Genomic DNA, 17,456 nt, shown 5'->3' with positions numbered 1-17,456 from the left:
TGACTTTGCAGTTTTGGACTTTCGACTTTCGGCTTTATGACTTTTGACTAATATGAAAAAAGATATAATAATTCCAGAAGTTGAAAACGTATTTCTTGCCGCTGTGCAGGAATGGAGCGATGATTTTATGGAAAAAGTGTGGTACGCTTATTTGGTTAATGACAGTGATTTTAACTTAGACAGCGTAATGGTGGTTTCAAAGGCTTTCGGGACCATTGATGGGGAAATGAAAAAGACTTCAATTCTGCGCCATGCTTTTGTTGAAGTTCCTTCAGTTTCTGTTGTAAAGATCGAATTGGTGGAAAAAAGCCTTTTAGCGCTAAATAATGAGTTCATGGTAACATTCTTCATCGGAAATACACTGTACGATAAGAAGTTTATTTTTAAAGCTAATTCGCTTGACGAAAACAATACGGAAGAAGTGCCGATTTTGTTTGTTGAAGGGATTATGGTGAAGTAGAGTTTTAAAGAGGCAAGAAGGAAGACTTTTAGGAATAGAAGAAAGAAGTAAGAGGGAAGACTTTTGGGAGTAGAAGCAAGAAGCAAGAGGAAAGACTTTTGGGAATAGAAGAAAGAGAAAGAGCCAAGGCTGAAATTCAGTTTGGCTCTTTTTTATTTTTAAGATAAGTCTTGTTTCTTGTTTCTTGCTTCTTTTTACTAATATTAATCCAAAGACTCAGTCAATTTTTTGAAAACCGTTTTGGCGTCTTTTCCTTCGTATAAAACAGCGTAAACAGCGTCTATAATTGGGGTTTTCGCTCCGTAGCCTTGATTTAGCTTGTAAGCGCTTTTTGTTGCGTAATAACCCTCGGCAACCATGCTCATTTCCATCATGGCACTTTTTACGGTATATCCTTTTCCGATCATGTTTCCGAACATTCTATTTCTCGAAAAAACGGAATATCCTGTAACCAATAAATCGCCTAAATACGCCGAATCGTTAATGTTACGTTTCATTTTGTGCACTTTTCTGATGAATTTCTTCATTTCGCGAATCGCATTACTCATTAAAACCGATTGGAAGTTGTCGCCATAGCCTAAACCATGTGCAATTCCGGCTGCGATAGAATAAATATTTTTTAGCATTGCAGCATATTCAGTTCCGATAATATCGTCTGAAATTTTGGCTTTGATGTAATTTCCTGAAAGCGATTTAGCAACAGTTTTAGCTTTATCAGGATCACCGCAGGCAATTGTTAGGTAAGAAAGTCTTTCTAAGGCAACTTCTTCTGCATGGCAAGGTCCTGTAATTACGCCAATATTGTAATAAGGAATGTCGTATTGAATGTGGAAATGTTCGCCGACGATTAAACTCGTTTCAGGAACAATACCTTTAATGGCAGAAAAAATGATTTTATCTGATAAAGAAACCGTCATGTTTTTCAATTCGGCATCTAGGAAGGCTGATGGAATTGCAAAAATGATATAATCTGCATATTCAATTGCTTCGTTTATATTGCTTGTCAGTTTAAGTTTATTGGTGTCAAACTCAACAGAACTTAAATAGTTAGGATTGTGTTTGTATTTCTGAAGATGTTCAATTGCAGATTCATTACGCATATACCACGCAATCTCCGAAAGGTTCACACATAACATTTTGGCAATTGCCGTTGCCCAGCTTCCTCCTCCAATTACTGCAAATTTTAACTTTTCGCTCATTATTTTATTAATTTGAAACAAAAGTACTTAATAATGTGCTAATAAAGCAAAAACTGCTTTAAGAAATTTGGCAAACCTCTTTAATTGCAATGACCGTCAAGAAGTTTATGGGTAAAAAAAAATTTTTAAAGCCGAACAATAAAAACATCTGATGTGCGTTATAACAATTTATAAATTAGAATTTTAATGAATTTAAAAAAAATTGAGTTAGTTAGTTTTGTTTTAGTATTTTGAAAAGGCGTTCCTAAACTTGTTAAGAACGCCTTTTCTATTAAATTTCAAATAAAAAAGTCCAAATTCCAATCTTAGAGTTATTGGAATTTGGATTTTTTAAAATTTGGATTTTATACTTTAGTAGCTAAGCTCAACAATAGATTTTACTTTGTCTAAAGTTACCAATTGATTTTCTCCTAAACCTTTCCAGCCTCTTTCGTCAAAACGTTTTACGATAAAATCTGCCGTGTTCGAATAGTCTTCTGTGTATTGGGAAAGTTTAGTATCCATTCCCATTGTGTGGAAAAATTCGACCGTTTTGTTGATCGCTTCTTTTGCTACTTCTTCATCAGAACCTGTCAGATTAAAGATTCTTCTTCCGTATTGCGCCAGTTTTGCTTTTTTAGTTTCAAACATGACATGGTACAGACTTGGTCCAATTATCGCCAAAGTTCTAGCATGATCAATTTCAAAAAGTGCGGTCAATTCATGGCCGATCATGTGCGTCGCCCAGTCGCTAGGAACTCCTTTTTGGATTAAGCCGTTTAAAGCCATCGTACAGCTCCACATAAAATTGGAAGCCAAAGTATAATCGGTTGGATTTTTTACAACGCCAGGGCCAACTTCAATTAAAGTCTGTAAAATTCCTTCAGCAATTCTATCCTGTAGAAAAGCATCGGTAGGATACGTTAAATATTGTTCCATAACGTGCGTGTAGGCATCTACAACACCATTTTCGATTTGTCTTTTTGGTAATGAAGAAATTACGGTCGGGTCACAAATCGAGAATTTCGGAAATAAAGCGCTTCCGCCAGAAGATAATTTTTCTTGAGTTGCTTCAATCGTTACTACATATCCAGAATTCATTTCGCTTCCTGTTGCTGGCAACGTTAAAACTGTTCCGAAAGGCATTGCATTTTCTTTAATCAAAATTCTTTTTTGAAGAATATCAATTGGATTTCCTTCAAAGTTAACTGCGCCCGAAATAAATTTTACGCCGTCAATTACAGATCCGCCCCCAACGGCAAGAATAAAATCGATTTTTTCTGCTTTTATAACATCGACCGCTTTCATCAGAGTTTCAAATCTCGGATTTGGTTCAATTCCGCCAAATTCTACAATTTCAAAACCTTTCAAATTATGGATTACTTGATCGTAAATTCCGTTTTTAAAAATACTTCCGCCACCGTAAGCCAAAAGGATTTTAGCGTCTTTTGGGACTAAAGCAGAAAGTTTTTCGATTTGTCCTTTTCCGAAAACTAAGTTCGTCGGATTGTATAACTCAAAGTTTAGCATTTTTTTTTAAGGTTCTAAGATGCTAAGTCGCTGAGGTTCTAAGTTTTTTTTTGAAACATCGACTCTCAGAAACTTAACATTGTGATTTATTAATTTTTATTTTGTAATTAGTGAATATGAGATTGAGTTTTTTAGGTTTTTAGAAAAACTTAGAACCGTAGTACCTCAGTCACTTAGCACTGTTACTTCAGCTCCTGTAATAATTTTGCGGCTACCAATTTAGATGAAGCTGGGTTTTGACCTGTAATCAAAAGCCCATCTGCTACTGCGTAAGGCTGCCAGTTTTCTCCTTTAGAGAAGATTGCTCCATTTGATGATAAAGCATCTTCCAGTAAAAACGGAACTACTTTTGTTAATCCAACCGCCTCTTCTTCGGCATTTGTAAAACCGGTTACTTTTTTGCCTTTTACTAAATATTCACCTTTTACTTTTACATTTTTCAATACTGCTGGCGCATGGCAAACAAAAGCTACAGGTTTGTTATGAGTATAGAAAGCCTCAATTAAAGCGATAGAGCTTTTGTCTTCGACCAAATCCCAAAGCGGACCGTGGCCCCCTGGATAAAATACAGCGTCGTAATCTTTTTGATTAACGGTCGAAAGCTTTAAAGTGTGTTTTAATTTTTCCTGTAAAGTCTTGTCGGCATCAAAACGTTTTGTGTCCTCAGTTGCCGAAGCCGGATCAGAGCTTTTTGGGTCAATTGGCGGCTGTCCTCCAAGCGGAGAAGCAATTGTGATTTCTACTCCCTGATCTAATAATTCGTAATATGGTGCAGCAAATTCTTCTGACCAGAATCCTGTTTTTTCTCCTGTATTGCCCAGTTTATCATTGCTGGTTACAACAAATAATACTTTTTTCATACTTTTCTTGTTTGATTTTTGAGCTTCAGCTGAAATGCTTACTGCTGTAAATGCAGTTATTGCGAATAGTGCTATTTTCTTCATAATATTAAATTTTGAACAAATTTACGGCGAATGTGATATCAGTAAAAATAAAATAAACTATGTTTGTTATAAATAAATTTATGTCATGGTAAATCTAGAATGGTACAGAACTTTTAAGGCAGTTTACAAAAACGGTAATTTTTCAGTGGCTGCGAAGGAATTATTTATGAGCCAGCCTGCGGTTAGTCAGCAGATATCGATGTTGGAAGCTCATGTTGGCAATAAATTATTTAACCGAAAATCAAAAGGCGTTGAACCAACAGAATACGCTAAGTTACTGAATAATTTGATTATAGACGCTCTTGACAGGCTCGAAAGTGTCGAAACCAGTTTTAGAGCGAAAGCAGAAGACGCCAATCGATTAATCTCTGTCGGAATCTCAAAGCATCTTTTTGAATGTGTTGGCAATCTCTTAATTTCAAAGTTTGATTTGATCGATTTTACTTTTGCAGAAAACGATGAACTTTTTGCTTTAGTAGATGCTAAAAAACTCGATTTTGCTATTACGACCAAAAGATTTGACACTTTTGATACGACGTATGAAATTGTCGGAAAGATTAAATTGATATTGGTTGCCCCAACAGCTTTGGATATTACAGAATTCCGTCAGCGGCTAAAGGCAGATAATTATACCGAAATAGAACAATGGCTTAATGCACAAAAATGGTACAGCCACGACGCACGCATTCCGCACATAAAGATGTTCTGGCTCCATGCCTTCAATAAAAAAAGACCTTCGATGGTTCCCAATTACATTATTCCATCAGAATCTGAAATGCTGAGACTTTTGGCCAAAAATGAAGGAGTTGCCGCCACTTGGAACTGTAACGCGAGGAATTTTATTAAAGACAATAAACTTCAATTATTATGGAATAGTTTTCATGTGCCAGAAGAATTTGTGTATTTGTTAGCTCCAAAAAATAATAACCTGAAATCATTTTTTGATATTATTGAAAAAGAACTAAAGTTGTTTTTTGGTAATAGATTATGATTTTAATCATTCGTTTATGTTTCTTAAAAGTGTAATTTTGAGCAGTAAACCACTAAAATTTTCAAAAATGAAGAGATTTTCAAGAATATTATTAGTTGCCTCTGTTTTATTTATTGGTTATTCTTGCAGTAAAGATGATGCTAAAGATGTAGTTGATTGTTTAGGGGAAGCAATTTTTGTTAAACTACATAATTCAACTGATGCCACAAATCCTAAATTAATGAATTACTCGGCTGAGTATACAGGAACAGGAACTTTAGTTTCTGTGAAATGGAACTTTGGAGACGGTACTTCTGCTACAGGAGCCACAGTTACGCACACGTATGCTGCTGCTGGCGAGTATACTGCTACAGCTGAAGTAACAGTTAAAAAAGATGGTTCGGAATGTACTTCGAGTCCAAAACGAACTGTTACGATAAACTAGGGAAGAAAACTAGAGATCATTTTTGTGAGCCAATTTTATAGTTTAAGCTTTTGCATTAGATTATAAAATTGGCTCTCATTCGTTATATTTGTTTGATAGTTTAGGATTATGGAAAAATTACAAAATATTAGAATTGCTGTAGATGCTATTGTTTTTGGCTACAAAAATAATGGTTTGTATGTGCTATTAATTGAACAGCAATTTGGGACTTCCGAAAAATATTGGGCATTGCCGGGTGGTTTAGTTCAAAATGACGAATCTTTAAACGATGCTGTTATTCGCGAATTGCACGAAGAAACAAACGTGCAGCTCACTTTTATGGAGCAATTGTACACTTTTGGAGATGATATTCATAGAGATTCCAGAAACCGTGTTATTTCAGTCGCTTATTATGCTTTGGTTGATGCTTCGAACTTAGAAATTAAAGCAGCGACGGATGCTGAAAGAGTGCAATGGTTTAAGATAGATGAAATTCCGCCTTTGGCATTCGACCATAATTTAATCTTGGAAAAAGGAATAGAAAGGCTTAAAGCCAAATTGACATACGAACCGATTGGTTTCGATTTACTTCCAGAAGAATTCTTGTTTTCAGATCTTGAAAACCTTTACTGCACTATTTTAGAAAAAGAAATCGATCGTCGAAATTTCAGAAAAAAAATACTGAGTTATGGTATTTTAGAAGAAACTGAAAAATTTTCACCCATTAAAACAGGCCGTCCAGCAAAACTTTTTAAGTTCAATAAGTTGAAATATAATGAGTTAATTCAAAAAGGATTTCACTTCGAAATAAAGTTTGCGTAATTTTTACACAAAATAAATTGTTTATCCAAAATTAAATTCTACATTTGCGTATAATTAACGCAAACTAAAAAGCTATGATACTAAATCTCGACCCAAAATTCGCTCCATTTCAAAATCAGGAAGAAATCAAATTTCAAAGTTTTACATTTTCTGGAGGTGAGCCACACATTAAAATTGCGCCAGATTTTGATGCTAATAGAAAAGTAACCGTTACACATAGATTGAATTCATTCAACGATTTAGGTTTATTGTGCGTTACCATTGATGCGTTGCGCAGAATGGATGTTAAGATTATCGATCTTTTTATTCCGTACTTTCCAGCTGCAAGACAAGATCGTGTTATGATTCCAGGCGAACCGTTGTCTGTAAAAGTATATGCTGATATTATTAATGCAATGCAATTGAATAAGGTTTTTGTTTTTGATGCGCATTCAGAAGTAACTCCTGCTTTGTTGAATAATAGTACCGTAATTCCGAATTATACTTTTATAAAAGCAGTTTTAGAAAACATCGGAAATAATGTAAAACTAATTTCTCCAGATGGAGGCGCTTTGAAGAAAATCTACAAAGTTTCTGAATTTCTAGGCGGAGTTGAAGTTGTAGAATGCAGCAAAAGCCGTGATGTAAAAACTGGGAAACTGTCTGGTTTTAAAGTTTACGAAGACGATTTACAAGGAATGGATTGTTTAATTGTCGACGATATATGCGATGGAGGAGGAACTTTCGTAGGATTGGCAGAAGAATTAAAAAAGAAAAATGCCGGAAAATTATACTTAGCTGTAAGCCACGGAATTTTCAATAAAGGTTTTGAAGTTTTAAACTGCTTCGACGGAATTTTTACTACAAACTCTTTTAAAGATTTTGAAGGTGAAAGCGTTAAGGTGATTAAGCTTGAAACTTTAGTTTAAATGTTTCAAGTTTCAGGTTTCAAGTTTCAGGTTTCAGGTTCTATGTGTTACGTAAACCTGAAACAAAAAAATGCTAACTATTCCAAGTTAAAATCAGTTTTCAAGTTCAGCGAAAACCTGAAACCTGAAACTTGAAACAAACAAAAAAAACAAACAAAATGAAATACAATATAGATAACATAGCTCCAGAAAGTAAGTTTTTATTTTTCTGGGGACATCAGCCAAGCAAAGATGGAACGATCACTAAAACTTGCTTTAGCCAATGGTGGTTAAGTTCTTTTAAAGTTAATGGCGTGATTTACAAGACGGCAGAACACTGGATGATGGCAAAAAAAGCCGAATTGTTTAAGGATCAGGAAATTTTAGAAAAAATCATACAATGCAATTCGCCTGCCGAAGCCAAAAAATTAGGCCGTAAAGTGAGAAATTACGATGATAAAATCTGGTTAGAAAACCGATTTGAAATCGTAAAGGAAGGAAACTTTCACAAATTCAGTCAAAATCCAGATTTGAAAACCTTTCTTTTAAATACAAATGACAGGATTGTTGTAGAAGCGAGCCCTGTAGATCCAATTTGGGGAATCGGAATGGCAAGCGATCACACCGATGCTTTAAATCCTAAAAAATGGAAGGGATTGAATCTTTTGGGTTTTGCTTTGATGGAAGTTAGGGATGAATTAAAATAAGCTTTGAAAGATGAAAGTAGAACTTCTAAAAGCAGATATAACAGAAATTGAAGTTGATGCGATTGTCAATGCCGCTAATACTTCGTTATTAGGCGGAGGCGGAGTTGATGGAGCGATCCACAGAAAAGGAGGGAAAGCAATTTTAGAGGAATGTATTCAAATTCGTAACAAGCAAGGTGGCTGTAAAACTGGCGAAGCGGTTATAACAACAGCAGGAAATCTACCTTCAAGATATGTTATTCATACAGTCGGCCCAGTTTGGAATGGAGACAAAGAAGAAAAATCTAGGTTATTAGCTGATTGTTATACGAATAGTTTAAATCTAGCCATTCAAAATGGAATTAAATCTATTGCTTTTCCAAATATAAGTACTGGAATTTATCATTTTCCAAAAGATAAGGCAGCTGAAATAGCTGTAAAAACAATAAAAGATTTTGAAAAATCAGCTGAAATAGAAAAAGTAATATTTGTCTGTTTCGATGATGAAAATTACAAGATTTACAAAAGCCTTTTGTAGATGTTCCATCGGAACATTTCATCGGTAGAAAAAAATATTAAGATGAATGAACAAATAGCAAAGAGCGTCAGCAAGTTTTTAAGTCTGGTGCTCAGACATTCGCCAGAAAAAATCGGATTAAAATTAGACGAAAACGGTTGGGCTGATGTCAATGAATTAATAGAAAAATGTACTAAAAAAGGGAATCGTCTTGACGCTGAACTTTTGGATTACGTAGTAGATAATAACGATAAAAAGCGTTTTGCTTATAATGACGATAAAACCAAAATTCGTGCAAGTCAGGGACATTCGATTTCTGTTGAATTGAATTTAGCTGAAACAGAACCTTCAGAGTATTTATACCACGGAACCGTTGGAAAGTTTATGGAAAACATTCAAAAAGAAGGTTTGAAGAAAATGAGCCGTCAGCACGTACATCTTTCCAAAGACAAAGAAACCGCAACAAAAGTAGGAAGCAGAAGAGGAGTCCCTCAGATTTTAACCGTTAGAAGCGGCGCAATGCACAGAGACGGATTCAAATTTTATTTGTCTGAAAACAATGTTTGGCTTACAGATGAAGTTCCGGCAAAGTATATCGAATTTAAATCTTAAATGATCAAACACAACAAATTATGATTTTAGAAGCAGCAATAGGAGATGCGTACGGTGCGGGTTTTGAATTTAGAGATTTAGATTTTATTTCTAAAAACAACAATCTGACTCAGTATGATAAACACGGGATGTACACAGAGATTTATAAAAAATATACTGATGATACTCAAATGGCAATTGCGATTTCAGAATTGCTGCTTGAAGATGATAATTGGAATGAAATAAAAGTAGCAGATAAGTTTGTAGAAGTATTTCACAGAGATAAAAGACGCGGTTATTCAGATAGAGTGTATAACGCTTTGGATGCTAGCAAAAACGGTTCAGATTTTATTAAAATAATTGATAATGGCAGCAGCGGAAATGGTTCTGCGATGAGAGCATATTCGATTGGACATTTAAAAGATATCAAGCAAATACTTGAGTTTTGTGAGATTCAGGCCAAGACTTCCCATAACACAGTTGAAGGAATAAGCTGTGCTAAACGTATAGCGTTGGCTGTTCATTATTTTAAATATGATTTGGGTGACGGTTCTACTCTGATAGCTTTTCTAAATGAAACTTTAAAGGAGAATGAAAACTATAGAATTACTTCTCCAATCGATATGCACGGTTATCCAACAACACAAGCTGTAATTAAAATGGTTTCTGAAGCTGTTTCGATGAAAGATTGCTTAAAAACCGGTATAGGTTATGGTGGAGATACCGATACTGTTGCAGCATTGTCTATGGCAATTTTAAGTCAGAAGCAAAATTGTGAGAAGATATTACCATCATTTCTTTATGAAGAGTTAGAGAACGATAAATTTGGAAAAGATTTTCTAATAAAACTGGATGAAGCTCTTGATAAAAAGTTTAGCTAATCATGAAAAGAACCTTAGTTTTTGGAGATATCCACGGCGGATTAAAAGCATTAATTCAGTTATTAGGAAGAACAGATTATTCAGAAAACGATCGATTTGTTTTTCTTGGAGATTATGTTGATGGCTGGAGCGAATCTAAGCTGCTGATTGATTTTCTTATCGATTTCTCCCAAAAACAGGAGTGCATTTTTATAAAAGGAAACCATGATGCTTGGTGTCAGGAATGGTTAGAAAAGGATGTCATAAACGATATTTGGTTTTTGCACGGAGGAAAATCGACGATAGAAAGTTATAAGGGAATTGATTCTTCCGATAAAGAAAAACATCTTAAATTCTTCAACGGAATGAAAGATTACTTTGTAGACGAAAAGAACAATTTGTTTATTCATGCCGGTTTTTCATCTATGCACGGTCCAGAGAAAGAACATTATAAAACCAATTATTCTTGGGACAGAACGTTGTGGGAAATGGCTTTAACAATGGATAAGCGAATCAAAAAAGATTCACTTTCTTACCCAAAGCGATTACTGCTTTTTAATGAAATTTATATCGGTCATACGCCAACGCTTCATTACGATGTCGAAATCCCGATGCAAGGCTGCAATGTCTGGAATATTGATACCGGAGCAGGTTTTTACGGTAAATTGACTTGTTTGGATATTGAAACGAAAACCTTTTGGCAAAGTGATGCTGTACAGACATTTTATCCAAACGAAAAAGGAAGAAATAAGTAAAATGGAAAATAAAATAGAATCAGGTTTATTTGGATTAGCAGTTGGAGATGCTTTGGGAGTCCCAGTTGAATTTAAATCCAGAGAAAATTTAAAAAAGAATCCAGTTGTGGATATGATGGGTTTCATGTCTTGGAATCAGCCACCTGGAACATTTAGTGATGATAGTTCATTAGCATTTTGTACTGCAGAAAGTTTGTGTAAAGGATATGATATAGAAGACATGGCTAAGACTTTTGTAAAATGGATGCAGGAAGGATATTGGGGTGCTCACCATACGGTGTTTGATATTGGAGGAACTACAAGATATTCTTTAATGAGAGTTGTAAAAGGAGAGTCAGCTAGAAATTCGGGTAATTTTTTTGAGGAAGATAACGGAAATGGTTCTTTAATGCGTATTCTTCCATTAGTTTTCTATCTTCAAAACGAAAAGGATATTGAAGTCATTTATAAAAAAGTTAAAGAAGTTTCGTCAATAACACACGCACATTTCAGATCAGTATTCGCCTGTTTTATTTATGTTGTGTATTGTTTGGAGATTTTAAAAGATAAAGATAAATTCGAAGCTTATAAAGAAATGCAAAATGTTCTTTCTAAGTTTTTAGAAGATAAAAAGTATAATCCTGTCGAAATTCAGCTTTTTGAAAAGATATTGAAGAATGATATTTGGATGTACCCAGAAAATGAAATTCGCGCATCCGGTTATGTTCTACATAGTTTAGAAGCGAGCTTTTGGTGTTTTTTAAATTCTGATTCTTACGAAGAAACTGTTTTGAAAGCCGTTAATTTAGGTGAAGACACTGATACAACAGGAGCAATCGCAGGCGGATTGGCAGGAATTTATTACGGAATCGAGAATATTCCGCAAAAATGGATTGACAATTTAGTTCGATCCAATGATATTAAAGATTTAGCAAAACGATTATCACAAAAAATATAAATAGAAAATATATGAACCCACTATTATTAACCGACGGTTACAAAGTTGACCACAGAAGACAATACCCAGACGGAACAACCTTAGTATATTCTAACTGGACGCCTCGTAAATCAAGAATTGAAGGATTGGATGAGGTTGTATTTTTCGGATTGCAATATTTCATCAAAAAATATATTATTCACGACTTTGAAGAGTATTTCTTTAAAAAATCAAAAGAAGAAGTTGTAGCAAAATACGCTCGAAGAATCAATAATTATTTGGGAGAAAATCAAGTCGGAACGAAACACATCGAAGATTTGTACGATTTGGGTTATATTCCGATGGTCTTTAAAGCATTGCCAGAAGGAGCAAGCGTGCCGTTGAGAGTTCCAATGTTTACGATGTACAATACGATTCCAGAGTTTTTCTGGCTGACCAATTATTTCGAAACCTTACTTTCTGCTGTAATCTGGCTTCCTTGCAACTCAGCAACAATTGCAAAAGAGTATAGAAAAGTTTTAGATAAATATGCAGATCTGACTTCATCTGTTCCAGAATTTGTAGATTGGCAGGCACACGATTTCTCAATGAGGGGGATGGGCGGAATAGAAGCGGCTCTAACTTCAGCATCTGGACACTTATTGAGTTTCACAGGTTCTGATACTATCCCAGCGATAGATTTCTTAGAAGAATATTACAAAGCCAATTCAGATCAAGAATTAGTGGCGGGTTCAGTAGCGGCAACGGAGCACTCTGTAATGTGTATGGGAACAACAGAAGGGGAGTACGAAACTTTTAAAAGACTAATTACAGAAGTATATCCAAAAGGAATTGTTTCTATTGTTTCTGATACTTGGGATTTATGGAAAGTTTTAACCGATTATTTGCCAAGATTGAGAGAAGATATTGTTTCAAGAGAAGGTAAAGTTGTAATTCGTCCTGACAGCGGTGATCCCGTTGATATTATCTGCGGAAACCCGAACGGAAAAACAGAACAGGAGAAAAAAGGCGTTATCGAATTGCTTTGGGATGTTTTTGGCGGTACGACAAATGCCAAAGGATTCAAAGAATTGGTTCCGCAAATCGGAGCTATTTACGGAGACAGTATTACCGTAGCAAGGGCCACTCAAATCTGCGAAAGATTAAAAGAAAAAGGATTTGCTTCTACAAATGTTGTTCTTGGAATAGGATCTTTCACCTATCAATACAATACCAGAGATACTTTCGGATTTGCGATGAAAGCAACCTACGGAGAAGTAAACGGAGAAGGAAGAGCGATCTTCAAAGATCCGATTACAGATGACGGAACGAAAAAATCTGCCAAAGGATTGATGAAAATCGAGTTAATCGATGGCAAGTATCACTTAAGTGATAATGTTTCTTGGGAAGAAGAAAAACAAGGTGAATTGAAGGAAGTTTTTAGAGATGGAAAACTTTTGGTTGATCAATCGCTGAGTGAAATCAGAACAAGAGTGAAAAGTGAAGTGAGCATCGAAGCTTAATGATAAAAACGGAAGCCTGAATGAAAGTTCAGGCTTTTTTTATGATTTGAGTTTTTTGCGTTTTGTTTTGTCATTTCGACGAAGGAGAAATCTTCGTAAGAAACTCTACAAAGATTGGCGATTTACTATATGGAGCTACTTGCGAAGATTTCTCCTTCGTCGAAATGACAAGATTGTGTAGAATTATTCTTTCTATAATAACAAGAAACCTCCAGTTAAAACTGGAGGCTATTCAATTCTTTTCTTTGTGAAGAGAACTTTGTCAAAGTTCAAAACTTTGACAAAGTTTTAATTTATGAATCAATTGCCTCCAGTTTTAACTGGAGGTTCAAAAATATCGCGATCTTCATCGGCTTTAGCCAAATTTCGACAGTTAGGCTAAAGCCATTTACTGCTTAAAATAAAAAACCTCCAGTTAAAACTGGGAATTCAAAAGGATATTTTAGGGGCAATATTTTATTTTAAATTCTTTGGACTCTTCATTTGAATTAAATTTTATCAAGTTAAAACCTTCTTTGCAATCAATTTTCTTTTCTCGAATCAATTTTCCAATTAAAAATTCAAAAAGAATATAGGATCGATGTTCTTCATTAATAAAATTTAAATATTCTTTTTTGAAGGGGATTTTTTCCTCAGTAATAATATGAATTAAAGTATTTTGTAATTCGTCGAGATGGCGTTCTGAATTTAACTGAAAGTGTCTTTCTATTTTAATTCCTTTATGAGTAAATGAAATTAGATTTTCAACGCCATTCCCATACATGGGCCCATATCTGTAATTTTTTGTTTTTTCTCCCGAGAAAGAATTTCCGTAAATGACTAAATTTTCTAATTCAGAATATTTGTATTCAATTCCATTTATTGCTAAGAAGTCTTCGCTAAATGCAATTGTTCCATCAAAATGACCATTAAGATTTTCAAATTCTGTTAATCTTAAGAATAATGTTGCAGCATGAAATAAGAAAAGAATAGCTAAAGGGTAATAAAAATACGAAGAGAAACGATAATCAAAAAAATGTTCAATAAATAACATACTCAAACCATACAGCATTGCTGTTCCAAGAGAAAAGTAAGATAATTTCTCTGATCGGCTTAAATTGAAGAATCTAGGTTTTTTGGGAATAAAAACCGTAGCAGAAAAAAGCATCTACTTTTTATAAAAATTATTATGATCAATATATTCCCAAACCTTTGGTGGCAGTAAAGGCTGAATATTTTTTCCCTCTTTAATGCTGTTTCGAATAAAAGTGGAAGAAATCTCCACAATTGGCGCATCGATGACATGAATTTTTGGATGCGATTTTAATTCGACATTCTCAGGTTCGTCAGAAATTCTTGGATATACATAAATATCATGATTTTCAAGAATCACTTCGTAGTTTCTCCATTTGTGAAGCGTTTTCAAATTGTCTTCGCCCATAATTAAAGAAAACTCATGAGTTGGATATTTTTCCTTTAAATGTTCCAAAGTAATTACAGTATAACTCGGCTGAGGCAATTTAAATTCAATATCTGAAGGTTTTATCTTCTGGTAATCTTCTGTGGCTAGGTAAACCATTTGAAGGCGCTGCTGGTCGTCTAATAAAGTCGCTTTCTTTTTTAACGGATTATGTGGCGTAACAACCATCCAAATCTGATCTAAATCTGCAAACTCAGCCATATGATTGGCAATGATCAAATGACCGACATGAATGGGATTGTATGTTCCGAAGTAAAGACCTATTTTCATTTTTTATAGTTTCACAGAGAGGCGCTAAGATAGCACAAAGATTCGCAAAGTTTAAAAAACCTTTTGCGAATCTCCGTGTTTGTCTTCGTGAATCTTTGCGTAATAAAATTACTTATTTACAAAATCTTTTACGAGCTGATAAGCCTCTTCTTTGGCTGTATCTAAATCGTAATTTTTAATAATGGTATCAAATTGAGGAGCAGTTGCCAATTCAACTGAAGCTTTAGCAATACGCATATTGATTTTATCGTCACTTTCTGTAGAACGCTGTTTTAGGCGGCGTTTTAATTCATCAACACTTGGTGGTTTTACGAAAACAGCTAAAGTCTGTTCTGGAAATTTATGCTTAATGCGGAGCCCGCCAGCAACATCAATGTCAAAAATCACGTTTTTTCCCATAGCCCAGATTCTTTCGATCTCCGATTTTAAAGTTCCGTAAAAGTTATCGCGGTAAACTTCTTCCCATTCTAGGAATTCTTCTGCTTTAATGTGTTTTTTGAATTGCTCCAGCGAAATAAAATAATAATCTTTTCCGTGGACTTCTTCTCCGCGTGGATCGCGTGAAGCTGCAGAGATTGAAAATTCTAAATTTAAATCTTCTTTCCCAAGTAAATGCTTTACGATAGTTGTTTTTCCTGAGCCTGACGGTGCCGAAAAAACAATTAATTTTCCTTTGTTCATTGTGTGTGCTTTAGGCTTTAAGCAATATGCTCTAAGCTTTTATTTATGCTCTAAACTTTCGGCGGTAGGCCTTAAGCTTTAATTTGATTTTGTTTTTAGCTTATTGCCTATAGCTTAAAGCTTGTGGCGTTTTTTATAAAACATTCAAAACCTGCTCTTTAATCTTTTCCAATTCATCTTTCATCATCACGACCAATTTCTGCATTTGAGCATGGTTCGATTTTGAACCCATTGTATTGATCTCACGACCCATTTCTTGAGTGATGAAACCAAGTTTTCTTCCGTTGGCTTCAGTACCATTCAAAGTTTCTATAAAGTAGTCTAAATGATTTCCTAAACGTACTTTTTCTTCTGTGATATCTAATTTTTCTAAATAATAGATTAATTCCTGTTCAAAACGGTTTTCGTCTACATTAACCTGTAATTCTGAAATTGCTGTCTGCAAACGATCTTTGATGGCTTGTATGCGTTCTGGGTCTAGTGCCAGAGTATCGTTCATGTACTGACGGATATTTCCAATTCGGAAATTAAACTCTTTTTCAAGAGCTTCTCCTTCATCTTTTCTGAAGCTTAAGATGTTTTGAAGCGCTTCGTCAATAATAACCTGAATCTGATCCCAGTCATCTTCATCAATCTCTTCGCGTTCTGTTTTTAATGTGTCTGGCATACGAACGGCCATTTTCATCAATTCAGTTTCATCTGCGTCAGGATTTACTTCTTTTAACTGCGCAATATAATATTTTACAACAGGCACGTTTACTTTTGTCGAAGTCTGTTCTGCGGTATTTTCTACGTAAATCGCAAAATCAATTTTACCTCTTTCTAGTTTAGTCGAAATAAGAGTTCGCAATCCAAGTTCCATTTCACGGTAAACTGATGGCATTCTTACATTCAAATCTAAACCTTTACTGTTTAGGGATTTTACTTCAACGGTAATTTTTTTTGTAGGCAATTGCAAAGAAGCTTTGCCAAACCCTGTCATAGATTGTATCATATAATTGAGTATAAAGGCGCAAAGATAAATAAAAGTTTGCTCTATTCGGTTGGAAATTAGTGTTCAGTCAGAGTTTTCACTTTAACAGGAAAAAAAAATAATCTTTTAGCTCAAAGCATTTATCACTTCGGCTACATTTTTTTGACTGTTGCCAATGTATATTTTGCCATCAATGATGAAAACGGGACGGCTTAAGAAAGTGTAATGTTCTAAAATGTATTTCTTAAAATCGGCTTCAGTTAAAGCTTGATCTTTAAGTCCCATAGATTTGTATAGCTGTGCTTTTCGGCTAAATAGTGCTTCGTAGCTTCCAGCAAGTTTGTGCATTTCTTCCAATTGTTCTTTTGTAATAGGATCTTGTCTAATGTCTTGAAAGACAAGATTGTTTTCGGGTAAACTTTTGATGATTTTTCGGCAAGTGTCGCAAGACGATAAATAATATATTTTGTTCATTTTTTTATGAATTTATTAGAATGCAAAGAAAATCCATTTGAAACTTAAAAATGACTAATTTTAGAAAAAAAATAAAATTATGAGTTCAGTTTTTGATGTACAAAAAACAATTAGAGAAGTTCTTTTGAAAATCTTAGATAGTCATTCATTAGAACAATTAAACAAAGTCCCAGAAGGCTTCAGCAATAATATTATTTGGAATCTTGGGCATTGCATTTCTTCGCAGCAGGTTTTGGTTTATAAGTTATCAGGTCTTCCAACAATGGTTTCGGAAGAATTCATTAACAAATATAAAAAAGGAACCAAGCCGGAAGGAGACGTTTCTCAAGCTGAGGTTGATGAAATTAGGACGTTGCTTTCAACAACTCTAGAAAAAACAAAAAACGATTTTGAAAGCGGTCTGTTTGTTAATTATCATGAATACACAACAAGTATCGGATTTACGCTTCGCCATATCCAAGGAGCCTTAGATTTTAATAATTTTCATGAAGGGCTTCATACTGGAGTTGTAATGTCACTAAGAAAATTAGTTTAAATAAAAAAATTCCCGCTTTAAG

At 34.6% G+C, this 17,456-nt stretch carries 21 protein-coding genes; 13 read left to right on the top strand and 8 right to left on the bottom strand.

Features of this window, described 5'->3' with window-relative positions:
* Positions 1-52: 52 nt before the first annotated feature.
* Positions 53-460 carry a hypothetical protein gene (locus N4T20_RS03820; RefSeq protein WP_111365565.1) on the top strand — a complete coding sequence of 136 codons (408 nt, stop codon included), beginning with the start codon at positions 53-55 and terminating at the stop codon, positions 458-460.
* 203 nt (positions 461-663) lie between these two features.
* On the opposite strand, the gene N4T20_RS03815 is transcribed toward N4T20_RS03820, so the two are convergent.
* The 3 genes from N4T20_RS03815 to N4T20_RS03805 form a co-directional block, all read right to left on the bottom strand.
* The gene (locus tag N4T20_RS03815; RefSeq protein WP_260671782.1) at positions 664-1,659 is read right to left on the bottom strand and encodes an NAD(P)H-dependent glycerol-3-phosphate dehydrogenase; all 996 of its coding nucleotides are present in this window, start codon (positions 1,657-1,659) and stop codon (positions 664-666) included.
* Positions 1,660-2,010: 351 nt separating this feature from the next.
* Complete coding sequence (locus N4T20_RS03810) at positions 2,011-3,168, bottom strand: iron-containing alcohol dehydrogenase (RefSeq protein WP_260671781.1); 1,158 nt, start codon at positions 3,166-3,168, stop codon at positions 2,011-2,013.
* Positions 3,169-3,350: 182 nt separating this feature from the next.
* A complete protein-coding gene (locus tag N4T20_RS03805; protein ID WP_260671780.1) occupies positions 3,351-4,112 on the bottom strand; it encodes a type 1 glutamine amidotransferase domain-containing protein in 762 nt (253 codons plus the stop codon).
* An 85-nt stretch (positions 4,113-4,197) separates the two neighbouring features.
* Here N4T20_RS03805 and N4T20_RS03800 point away from each other — a divergent pair, with 85 nt between their 5' ends.
* The 11 genes from N4T20_RS03800 (at position 4,198) to N4T20_RS03750 (ending at position 13,042) form a co-directional block, all read left to right on the top strand.
* The gene (locus N4T20_RS03800; RefSeq protein WP_260671779.1) at positions 4,198-5,103 is read left to right on the top strand and encodes a LysR family transcriptional regulator; all 906 of its coding nucleotides are present in this window, start codon (positions 4,198-4,200) and stop codon (positions 5,101-5,103) included.
* A 67-nt stretch (positions 5,104-5,170) separates the two neighbouring features.
* Complete coding sequence (locus tag N4T20_RS03795) at positions 5,171-5,527, top strand: PKD domain-containing protein (RefSeq protein WP_260671778.1); 357 nt, start codon at positions 5,171-5,173, stop codon at positions 5,525-5,527.
* A 108-nt stretch (positions 5,528-5,635) separates the two neighbouring features.
* Positions 5,636-6,328, top strand: a complete 693-nt coding sequence (locus N4T20_RS03790) for an NUDIX hydrolase (RefSeq protein WP_260671777.1) — start codon at positions 5,636-5,638, stop codon at positions 6,326-6,328.
* 74 nt (positions 6,329-6,402) lie between these two features.
* The gene (gene prs, locus N4T20_RS03785; RefSeq protein WP_260671776.1) at positions 6,403-7,236 is read left to right on the top strand and encodes a ribose-phosphate diphosphokinase; all 834 of its coding nucleotides are present in this window, start codon (positions 6,403-6,405) and stop codon (positions 7,234-7,236) included.
* Between the two features lie 158 nt (positions 7,237-7,394).
* A complete protein-coding gene (locus N4T20_RS03780; protein WP_260671775.1) occupies positions 7,395-7,922 on the top strand; it encodes an NADAR family protein in 528 nt (175 codons plus the stop codon).
* 10 nt (positions 7,923-7,932) lie between these two features.
* Positions 7,933-8,439: an O-acetyl-ADP-ribose deacetylase gene (locus tag N4T20_RS03775; protein WP_260671774.1), complete on the top strand. Its 507-nt coding sequence runs from the start codon at positions 7,933-7,935 to the stop codon at positions 8,437-8,439.
* A gap of 42 nt (positions 8,440-8,481) precedes the next feature.
* Positions 8,482-9,030 carry an RNA 2'-phosphotransferase gene (locus N4T20_RS03770; protein WP_260671773.1) on the top strand — a complete coding sequence of 183 codons (549 nt, stop codon included), beginning with the start codon at positions 8,482-8,484 and terminating at the stop codon, positions 9,028-9,030.
* Positions 9,031-9,050: 20 nt separating this feature from the next.
* Positions 9,051-9,890 (top strand): ADP-ribosylglycohydrolase family protein, encoded by an 840-nt coding sequence (locus tag N4T20_RS03765; protein WP_260671772.1) that lies wholly within the window; start codon positions 9,051-9,053, stop codon positions 9,888-9,890.
* A 2-nt stretch (positions 9,891-9,892) separates the two neighbouring features.
* Positions 9,893-10,624, top strand: coding sequence for a metallophosphoesterase family protein (locus tag N4T20_RS03760; RefSeq protein WP_260671771.1), 732 nt, complete (start codon positions 9,893-9,895; stop codon positions 10,622-10,624).
* A 1-nt stretch (position 10,625) separates the two neighbouring features.
* A complete protein-coding gene (locus N4T20_RS03755) occupies positions 10,626-11,561 on the top strand; it encodes an ADP-ribosylglycohydrolase family protein (RefSeq protein WP_260671770.1) in 936 nt (311 codons plus the stop codon).
* A gap of 11 nt (positions 11,562-11,572) precedes the next feature.
* Entirely contained in the window at positions 11,573-13,042 is a 1,470-nt protein-coding gene (locus N4T20_RS03750; RefSeq protein ID WP_260671769.1) for a nicotinate phosphoribosyltransferase, read from the top strand.
* Positions 13,043-13,484: 442 nt separating this feature from the next.
* Here the strand turns inward: N4T20_RS03750 and N4T20_RS03745 are convergent, their stop codons facing one another.
* The 5 genes from N4T20_RS03745 to N4T20_RS03725 form a co-directional block, all read right to left on the bottom strand.
* Positions 13,485-14,189, bottom strand: coding sequence for a hypothetical protein (locus tag N4T20_RS03745; protein WP_260671768.1), 705 nt, complete (start codon positions 14,187-14,189; stop codon positions 13,485-13,487).
* Positions 14,190-14,771 (bottom strand): nicotinate (nicotinamide) nucleotide adenylyltransferase, encoded by a 582-nt coding sequence (gene nadD / locus N4T20_RS03740; protein WP_260671767.1) that lies wholly within the window; start codon positions 14,769-14,771, stop codon positions 14,190-14,192.
* A 108-nt stretch (positions 14,772-14,879) separates the two neighbouring features.
* Positions 14,880-15,452, bottom strand: coding sequence for a guanylate kinase (gmk, locus tag N4T20_RS03735; protein WP_260671766.1), 573 nt, complete (start codon positions 15,450-15,452; stop codon positions 14,880-14,882).
* Between the two features lie 133 nt (positions 15,453-15,585).
* Positions 15,586-16,446 carry a YicC/YloC family endoribonuclease gene (locus N4T20_RS03730; RefSeq protein WP_260671765.1) on the bottom strand — a complete coding sequence of 287 codons (861 nt, stop codon included), beginning with the start codon at positions 16,444-16,446 and terminating at the stop codon, positions 15,586-15,588.
* Positions 16,447-16,551: 105 nt separating this feature from the next.
* Positions 16,552-16,899 (bottom strand): arsenate reductase family protein, encoded by a 348-nt coding sequence (locus tag N4T20_RS03725; RefSeq protein ID WP_260671764.1) that lies wholly within the window; start codon positions 16,897-16,899, stop codon positions 16,552-16,554.
* Between the two features lie 79 nt (positions 16,900-16,978).
* Between N4T20_RS03725 and N4T20_RS03720 the strand changes: the two genes are divergently transcribed.
* Complete coding sequence (locus N4T20_RS03720; protein ID WP_260671763.1) at positions 16,979-17,434, top strand: DinB family protein; 456 nt, start codon at positions 16,979-16,981, stop codon at positions 17,432-17,434.
* The last annotated feature ends 22 nt before the right edge of the window (positions 17,435-17,456 follow it).

Source organism: Flavobacterium sp. TR2 (assembly GCF_025252405.1).
GTDB lineage: Bacteria > Bacteroidota > Bacteroidia > Flavobacteriales > Flavobacteriaceae > Flavobacterium.
The sequence above is the reverse complement of the archived record's forward strand: the minus strand, read 5'-3'. Positions and strand labels throughout refer to the sequence as shown.